Source organism: Streptococcus pseudopneumoniae, from assembly GCF_001072665.1.
Taxonomy (GTDB): domain Bacteria; phylum Bacillota; class Bacilli; order Lactobacillales; family Streptococcaceae; genus Streptococcus; species Streptococcus pseudopneumoniae_S.
This window is the reverse complement of the sequence record NZ_JVJI01000123.1, coordinates 1-8786: the sequence shown is the minus strand read 5'-3', so window position 1 is coordinate 8786 and position 8786 is coordinate 1. Positions and strand designations below refer to the sequence as shown.

9 protein-coding genes are annotated in these 8786 nt (G+C 42.7%); 8 read left to right on the top strand and 1 reads right to left on the bottom strand.

What is annotated here, in order from left to right; all coding sequences use genetic code 11:
• Positions 1-85: 85 nt before the first annotated feature.
• Positions 86-1357: a PLP-dependent aminotransferase family protein gene (locus ADH52_RS08195; protein WP_020903181.1), complete on the bottom strand. Its 1272-nt coding sequence runs from the start codon at positions 1355-1357 to the stop codon at positions 86-88.
• A 295-nt stretch (positions 1358-1652) separates the two neighbouring features.
• Here ADH52_RS08195 and budA point away from each other — a divergent pair, with 295 nt between their 5' ends.
• From budA to cas1, 8 genes are all read left to right on the top strand, one after another.
• Positions 1653-2384, top strand: a complete 732-nt coding sequence (gene budA / locus ADH52_RS08190; protein ID WP_020903182.1) for an acetolactate decarboxylase — start codon at positions 1653-1655, stop codon at positions 2382-2384.
• Between the two features lie 9 nt (positions 2385-2393).
• On the top strand, positions 2394-3146 hold the full coding sequence (locus ADH52_RS08185) for a YhfC family intramembrane metalloprotease (RefSeq protein ID WP_049510899.1): 753 nt from the start codon (positions 2394-2396) through the stop codon (positions 3144-3146).
• Between the two features lie 111 nt (positions 3147-3257).
• A complete protein-coding gene (gene murB, locus ADH52_RS08180; RefSeq protein WP_049510898.1) occupies positions 3258-4163 on the top strand; it encodes a UDP-N-acetylmuramate dehydrogenase in 906 nt (301 codons plus the stop codon).
• Between the two features lie 159 nt (positions 4164-4322).
• Positions 4323-5480 carry an ABC transporter ATP-binding protein gene (locus ADH52_RS08175; protein ID WP_049510897.1) on the top strand — a complete coding sequence of 386 codons (1158 nt, stop codon included), beginning with the start codon at positions 4323-4325 and terminating at the stop codon, positions 5478-5480.
• Positions 5461-6267, top strand: coding sequence for an ABC transporter permease (locus ADH52_RS08170; RefSeq protein ID WP_000753801.1), 807 nt, complete (start codon positions 5461-5463; stop codon positions 6265-6267). Before ADH52_RS08175 ends, ADH52_RS08170 begins: the two co-directional genes overlap by 20 nt.
• Positions 6264-7037 (top strand): ABC transporter permease, encoded by a 774-nt coding sequence (locus ADH52_RS08165; RefSeq protein WP_000712740.1) that lies wholly within the window; start codon positions 6264-6266, stop codon positions 7035-7037. The genes ADH52_RS08170 and ADH52_RS08165 overlap by 4 nt, the downstream gene beginning before the upstream one ends.
• Positions 7034-8104 (top strand): ABC transporter substrate-binding protein, encoded by a 1071-nt coding sequence (locus ADH52_RS08160; RefSeq protein WP_049510895.1) that lies wholly within the window; start codon positions 7034-7036, stop codon positions 8102-8104. The genes ADH52_RS08165 and ADH52_RS08160 overlap by 4 nt, the downstream gene beginning before the upstream one ends.
• Before the next feature lie 129 nt (positions 8105-8233).
• Positions 8234-8786, top strand: a 553-nt coding sequence (gene cas1 / locus ADH52_RS08155; protein ID WP_049510894.1) for a CRISPR-associated endonuclease Cas1, incomplete at its 3' end; no start/stop codon positions are given.

The window sequence follows — 8786 nt, the reverse complement described above, 5'->3', positions numbered from 1 at the left end:
AAGCTGTACTTGAGTACGGTAAGGCGACGCTGACGTGGTTTGAATTTGATTTTCGAAGAGTATAAGAAAAAAGCAGAGTTGGAAGTCAATCCAATTCTGCTTTTAAATAGTTTAAAACCTTTTCCAGATTGTCTAAGGACACCTTGGCAAATTGATAAGGGCAGGCATCCAAGTAAGCCTCTTCAAAGAAATCCAAGCCCAGTTGGCTGTGTTTGAGACTAGCGATTTTAGAATACTGTCTCAGGTCTAGTAATAAACCATCGTGTAGGGGAAAATGAGGAAGGGGACAAGGAGTGTTAGCTAGTCTTTCCTCGATTTGTTTTTGGTAAGCTTCCTGATTGGATAAGCGAGCTAGTCGATTTTTCTCAAATAATTGACTGTCAATATAGAGTGACAGGGCCTTTTGCATAATGAGGTTGCTATCGTAGTCTAGGATATTTTTGTAGACCACAAATGCTTCCTTGATAGTATTTGGAAGGATGAGTGCTGTTATCCGCAGGGCTGGAAAGAGGCTGGTTGAGAAGGACTTGATATAAATGACGCGCTCCTCTGTATCTAGATAGTGGAAGGTCTGGCCTTTTTTAGAGTCCAAATCCCCCAGATAGTCGTCCTCTACGATATAGACTCCATACTTGGCAGCTAAGTCAAGAATAGCCCGTTTGTCCTGCTCTGAATAGGAATGCCCCAGAGGATAGTGAAAACGAGGAATGGTATAGAAAAATTTAATTTTTCCTGTTTTGAAGTGGCCTTCCAGCTCCTCCAAGTCAATCCCATCAATGCCTCGTTCAATCGTTTGATAGTCCAGACCTTGAGCAATCAAGAGGCGATTCATCCGATGGTAGGTCGGCTGTTCCACCAAGATTTCCTTGGCTTGGCTAGGAAAGGAAATTTGAGAAAGGATAAACAAGGCTTGCTGGGTTCCAGAAGTCAATATCAACTGGTCTGCCTTGCAGTAGAGAGCTTGGTCAAAGAGGAGTTTATGAATGGATTGTCTTAAGTCTTCTAATCCTTCTTGGTTGTCATAGTAGTTGAAGAGGTAGTTTTCCCGACCAATCAAGGTTTCATTGATACAGAGTCGGAAATCGTCATAGGCACTGGCATGTTCGTCAGTGACTTCGATTTCTAGATCCTGGTGTTGCCCTTGTTCTAGGACATAGTAACCACTCTGGGGCTTGGCATAGAGGTATTGTTCGTGCCGTAATTCCAGCAGGGCTCGTTGAATGGTATCCTTGCTACAGTGGAAGTCAAGGCTCAGTTGACGGATAGAAGGCAGGCGGCTTCCCGTCGAAAATCGTCCAGACTCGATACCATTTTTTAGAAAGGAAACGACCTCTTGGTACTTGCTTTGTTTCTTCATTCCAAACCTCCCTTGATTTTGTTACATTGTACCTTTTTTTTTCCTTCTTGGCAATGTCTAGGGTGTTTCTCTCGTTCACATCTAGGGGCAAATGTGGTATACTTAGGAGTAACATTTATAGAATAATACTCTTCGAAAATCAAATTCAAACCACGTCAGCTTCGCCTTGTCGTAGATATATGTAACTGACTTTGTCAGTCTTATCTACAACCTCAAAGCAGTGCTTTGAGCAACCTGCGGCTCGCTTCCTAGTTTGCTCTTTGATTTTCATTGAGTATAACAGACAAGAAAGAGAATGGATAAGAACGTGCAGGAACCAGTGAAATTATTTCAATACAATACCCTTGGAGCCTTGATGGCCGGCCTTTATGGTGGTACCATGACAGTGGGAGAATTGCTAGAGCATGGTGATCTTGGTTTGGGAACCTTGGATTCCATTGATGGGGAATTGATTGTCTTGGATGGCAAGGCTTATCAAGCCAAAGGCTCAGGAGATCAGCCAGAAATTGTGGAAGTATCACCAGATGCCCTTATTCCTTATGCAGCAGTAGTACCGCATCAGGCAGAGGTCATTTTCCGCCAACGCTTTGAGATGACGGACAAGGAATTGGAAGAACGAATTGAGTCTTATTATGACGGGGAAAATCTTTTCCGCTCTATCAAGATTCGGGGGGAATTTTCGCATATGCATGTGCGCATGATTCCTAAGTCGACACCAGATACCAAGTTTGCTGATGTCGCAACCCATCAACCTGAATATAGTCGTGAAAATGTGGCGGGAACTATCGTTGGTTTCTGGACGCCAGAGATTTTCCATGGAGTCAGTGTGGCAGGCTACCATCTGCACTTCATTTCAGATGATTTGACCTTCGGTGGGCATGTCATGGACTTTGTCATCAAGGAAGGCATTATCGAGGTGGGAGCAGTTGACCAATTGGACCAACGTTTCCCAGTCCAAGACCGTCAATACTTGTTTGCTAAGTTCAATGTTGACGAGATGAAAAAAGATATTGAAAAGGCGGAATAGGAGAAGAAAATGACCATTCATATTATCATTACCATGGTGCTGTTGCTGGCTTTCTTGCTAGGAAGCGTTTGGTATGCCAAAAAGAAACACCAGATTAATCTAGCTGTCTTGGGCTTGGGGGCTGTTGCCTTCTTTGTCTCTTCACAGATTTTGGAAAAACTGGTGCATATCTTGGTTTTACATCCTCAAAAAGACGGTAGTATTGCCCTCTTGCAAGACCATCCGCTTGTCTATATCATCTATGGTCTAGCCATGGCAGCCTTTTTTGAGGAAACAGCTCGTCTTATTTTCTTCAAATGGTTGGAGAAAAAGAGAAGTTTGGAAAAGGCAGATGCCTTGGCTTATGGATTGGGGCATGGTGGCTTGGAGTTGATTTTCCTAGGTCTTACTAGTTTGATTAATCTCTACATCGTTCTCTCAGCAGTTCAAACTCAGAATCCACAGATCATGCAATTGCTATCTGAAAATATGTTGAAAACTATTCAGTCGCTATCAGTCTGGCAGATTTATTTGCTTGGTTTTGAGAGAATCTTGGCGCTAGGTTTCCAATTACTCTTGACTGTTTGGGTTTACCAAGCTGTTCGCCAGAAGAAATGGATTTATCTCCTAGCAGCCTATGGACTACATGCCTTCTTTGACCTGGCACCATCTCTTGCCCAAGTTGGCTGGCTGACCAATCCAGTCTTGGTTGAAGTTGTCCTAGCAGTTGAGCTCATTCTGCTTGCCTATGGAACCAAGGCAATCTTTTGCAAAAAATCATAAAAAGAGGGGAAACCTCTTTTTTTGTTTAAAATAAGCCCAAGATTTTTTTAGGGTCGTCAAATGGTCTTAAAAATGGTATAATGGAATGAATTTTGTAAAAGGAAGAGTGTCATGTCAGTAAAAGAAAAAATGCTTGAAATCTTAGAAGGGATTGATATCCGTTTCAAGGAACCCTTGCATAGCTATAGTTATACAAAAGTAGGTGGAGAGGCCGATTATTTGGTCTTTCCACGAAATCGTTTTGAGTTAGCTCGCGTTGTCAAATTTGCCAATCAAGAAAATATTCCTTGGATGGTCCTTGGAAATGCTAGCAACATCATCGTTCGTGATGGTGGGATTCGTGGATTTGTCATCTTGTGTGACAAGCTCAATAATGTTTCCGTTGATGGCTATACCATCGAAGCTGAAGCTGGTGCTAACTTGATTGAAACAACTCGCATTGCCCTTCGTCATAGTTTGACTGGCTTTGAGTTTGCTTGTGGCATTCCTGGAAGTGTCGGTGGTGCTGTCTTTATGAATGCCGGTGCCTATGGTGGCGAGATTGCCCACATCTTACAGTCTTGTAAGGTCTTGACTAAGGACGGAGAAATCGAGACCCTGTCTGTCAAGGACTTGGCTTTTGGTTATCGCCACTCAGCCATTCAAGAGTCTGGTGCAATTGTCTTGTCAGCTAAATTTGCCCTTGCTCCAGGAAGCCATCAGGTTATCAAGCAAGAAATGGATCGCTTGACGCATCTACGTGAACTCAAGCAACCTTTAGAATATCCATCTTGTGGTTCGGTCTTTAAGCGTCCAGTAGGACATTTTGCAGGTCAATTAATTTCAGAAGCTGGCTTGAAAGGCTATCGTATCGGTGGCGTAGAAGTGTCTGAAAAGCACGCAGGATTTATGATCAATGTTGCAGACGGAACGGCCAAAGACTACGAGGACTTGATTGAGTCTGTGATCGAAAAAGTCAAGGAGCACTCTGGCGTTACTCTTGAGAGAGAAGTCCGTATTTTAGGTGAAAGCAAGTAGAAAGCTGTAGTTGAAAAGCTGCTGCTATATCATGGAAAGGGGGTGAAAGCCTATCGTCAGTGCAGAAGAATGTAGGCAGTTCAGTCTCCTACACGAGGTAGTGGCGGCCTGACAGAGCCCTGATCTGTTAATCTATGAAAAAGAAGGAATAAATGACAATTGAAAAAACCAATTATCGAATTCAAAAACGTCTCTAAAGTTTTTGAAGACAGCAACACCAAGGTTCTCAAAGATATCAACTTTGAGTTGGAAGAAGGGAAGTTCTATACTCTTCTAGGCGCGTCTGGTTCAGGGAAATCAACTATCCTTAACATCATTGCAGGTTTACTGGATGCGACGACAGGAGATATTTTGCTGGATGGTGTCCGTATCAATGATATCCCAACCAACAAGAGAGACGTCCATACTGTCTTCCAATCCTATGCCTTGTTTCCACATATGAATGTGTTTGAAAATGTTGCCTTTCCACTTCGCTTGCGTAAAATTGACAAGAAAGAAATCGAGCAACGTGTTGCTGAAGTTCTCAAGATGGTTCAGTTGGAAGGTTACGAAAAACGTTCCATTCGTAAACTCTCTGGAGGACAACGTCAGCGTGTAGCCATTGCCCGTGCCATCATCAACCAACCCCGTGTGGTCTTGTTGGACGAGCCTTTATCAGCGCTGGACTTGAAATTAAGAACAGACATGCAGTACGAACTGCGTGAACTGCAACAACGATTGGGAATCACCTTTGTTTTTGTTACTCACGATCAGGAAGAAGCACTTGCCATGAGTGACTGGATTTTCGTCATGAATGATGGCGAGATTGTCCAGTCTGGAACACCAGTAGATATCTATGATGAGCCAATCAACCACTTTGTTGCGACCTTTATCGGTGAGTCAAATATCTTGCCAGGAATCATGATTGAGGACTACTTGGTTGAGTTCAACGGCAAACGCTTTGAAGCGGTCGATGGTGGGATGAAGCCAAATGAACCTGTTGAGGTCGTGATTCGTCCAGAGGACTTGCGGATTACCCTTCCTGAAGAAGGCAAGCTCCAAGTTAAGGTGGATACCCAGCTCTTCCGTGGGGTTCACTATGAAATTATCGCCTATGACGAACTTGGGAATGAATGGATGATCCACTCGACTCGTAAGGCCATCGTGGGTGAGGAAATCGGTCTGGACTTTGAACCGGAAGACATCCATATCATGCGTCTCAACGAAACTGAAGAAGAGTTCGATGCTCGTATTGAGGAGTACGTAGAAATCGAAGAGCAAGAAGCAGGTCTAATCAATGCAATCGAGGAGGAAAGAGATGAAGAAAACAAGCTCTAAACTCTTTGTAGTGCCCTACATGCTCTGGATTGCCCTCTTTGTCCTGGCACCCTTGGTCTTGATTTTCGGTCAATCCTTTTTCAATATTGAAGGACAATTCAGTTTAGAAAACTATAAATCTTACTTTGCGTCACAAAACTTGACCTACCTAAAAATGAGTTTCAACTCTGTACTATATGCAGGAATTGTGACCTTTGTGACCTTGCTTATCAGCTATCCAACAGCCCTCTTTTTGACCCGTCTCAAGCACCGTCAACTCTGGCTCATGCTGATTATCCTGCCAACTTGGATCAATTTGCTCCTTAAGGCCTATGCCTTTATTGGAATTTTTGGTCAAAATGGCTCTATTAACCAATTTTTGGAATTCATCGGAATTGGTTCACAGCAGTTGCTCTTTACCGATTTCTCCTTTATCTTTGTCGCAAGCTACATCGAGCTTCCCTTTATGATTTTGCCCATTTTCAATGTCTTGGACGATATGGATAATAACCTCATCAATGCCAGCTACGATCTGGGTGCGACCAAGTGGGAGACCTTCCGCCATGTCATCTTCCCTCTATCGATGAACGGCGTGCGAAGTGGAGTTCAGTCGGTCTTTATTCCAAGCTTGAGTCTCTTCATGCTGACTCGTTTGATTGGTGGGAACCGCGTTATCACCTTGGGGACAGCCATTGAGCAGAACTTCCTGACAAATGACAACTACGGTATGGGTTCTACCATCGGTGTGATTCTCATTCTGACCATGTTCATCACCATGTGGGTGACCAAGGAAAGGAGAGAACGATGAAAAAATTTGCCAACCTTTATCTGGGACTGGTCTTTCTTGTCCTCTACCTGCCGATTTTTTACTTGATTGGCTACGCCTTTAATGCAGGCAACGACATGAACAGCTTTACAGGCTTTAGCTTGAGCCATTTTAAAACCATGTTTGGCGATGGTCGCCTTATGTTAATTGTGACCCAGACCTTTTTCTTGGCCTTTCTATCAGCCTTGATAGCGACCATTATCGGGACTTTTGGAGCCATTTACATCTACCAATCTCGTAAGAAATACCAAGAAGCCTTTCTTTCACTCAATAATATCCTCATGGTTGCGCCTGATGTTATGATTGGTGCCAGCTTCTTGATTCTCTTTACCCAACTCAAGTTTTCACTTGGCTTTTTGACTGTTCTATCTAGTCACGTGGCCTTCTCGATTCCTATCGTGGTCTTGATGGTTTTGCCTCGACTCAAGGAAATGAACGGTGACATGATTCATGCGGCCTATGACCTTGGTGCCAGTCAATTTCAGATGTTCAAGGAAATCATGCTTCCTTACCTGACTCCGTCTATCATTGCAGGTTATTTCATGGCCTTCACCTATTCGCTAGATGACTTTGCTGTGACCTTCTTTGTAACGGGAAATGGCTTTTCAACCCTGTCAGTCGAGATTTACTCTCGTGCTCGTAAGGGGATTTCGCTAGAAATCAATGCTCTGTCTGCCCTTGTCTTTCTCTTTAGTATTATCCTAGTTGTTGGATATTACTTTATCTCACGTGAGAAGGAGGAGCAAGCATGAAAAAACTCTATTCATTTTTAGCAGGAATCGTAGCCATTATCCTGGTCTTGTGGGGAATTGCGACTCATCTCGATAGTAAAATCAATAGCCGAGATAGTCAAAAACTGGTTATCTACAACTGGGGAGACTATATCGATCCTGAACTCTTGACTAAGTTTACAGAAGAAACAGGAATCCAAGTCCAGTACGAGACCTTTGACTCCAACGAAGCCATGTATACCAAGATCAAGCAAGGGGGAACGACCTACGATATCGCCATTCCTAGTGAATACATGATTAACAAGATGAAGGACGAAGACCTCTTGGTACCGCTTGACTATTCAAAACTTGAAGGTCTTGAAAATATCGGGCCAGAGTTCCTCAACCAGTCCTTTGACCCAGGAAATAAATACTCTATTCCTTACTTCTGGGGAACCTTGGGAATTGTCTACAATGAAACCATGGTAGAGGAAGCACCTGAGCATTGGGATGATCTCTGGAAGCCAGAGTATAAGAATTCTATCATGCTTTTTGATGGGGCGCGTGAGGTATTGGGTTTAGGTCTCAACTCTCTGGGCTACAGCCTCAACTCCAAGGATACCCAGCAGTTGGAAGAGACAGTGGACAAGCTTTACAAGCTCACTCCAAATATCAAGGCTATTGTTGCCGACGAGATGAAGGGCTACATGATTCAGAACAATGCTGCTATCGGCGTGACCTTCTCTGGTGAAGCCAGCCAAATGCTGGAGAAAAATGAAAATCTACGCTATGTGGTTCCGACTGAGGCCAGCAACCTTTGGTTTGACAATATGGTCATTCCTAAAACAGTCAAAAGCCAAGATGCAGCCTATGCCTTTATCAACTTTATGTTGAAACCTGAAAATGCTCTCAAAAATGCAGAGTATGTCGGCTATTCAACACCAAACCTACCAGCTAAGGAATTACTCCCAGAGGAGAAAAAAGAAGATAAAGCCTTCTATCCAGATGCTGAAACTATGAAACACCTAGAGGTTTATGAGAAATTTAACCATAAATGGACAGGCAAATACAGCGACCTCTTTCTACAATTTAAAATGTATCGGAAGTAGGAGATAGAAGTCACAAAACGAATCAGTCAAGCTGGTTCGTTTTTTTGAAAAAAAGTACAAAAATAGTTGACAATTTTTTAAAAAGTGATAGACTAGTATCCTTTATGATTTTAGAAGGGAAAGTGATAGATGAGTGATTTATTTGTACAAAAGTCGGATTACTTTTTAGGCTTATCCAGTCAGAAGATTATCATAAAAAATGGTCGAAGGGAGATAGAAAGTGAAATCTCTATCCACTTAGTAGAAAATGTTTTAATATTTGGTAAGGCTCAAGTATCAACCCAGTTATTAAGAGCCCTAGCAAAGGAAAATATCAATGTTTACTATTTTACAGAAGAGGGTAAATTTTTGGCTTGTTTAGATTCTTATCGTCAAGAAGACTTTGATAAGCAAGAGAAACAAGTCAGGGCTTGTCTAGACCAAGACTTTTGTCTAGCTCTTTCAAAGGAAATCGTATCTGCTAAAGTTAAGTATCAACTTTCCTTGTTGAAAAGCTATAATCAAGATGGAATCTTATCAGTAGATGAATTTGGACGTTTTCATTTAACCCTCCAGAAAATAAAGGAGGCCGAGTTCATCTCGCAGATAATGGGGTATGAAGGTCGTATTGCGAAATCTTATACTCTTCGAAAATCAAATTCAAACCACGTCAACGTCGCCTTGCCGTACTCAAGTACAGCCT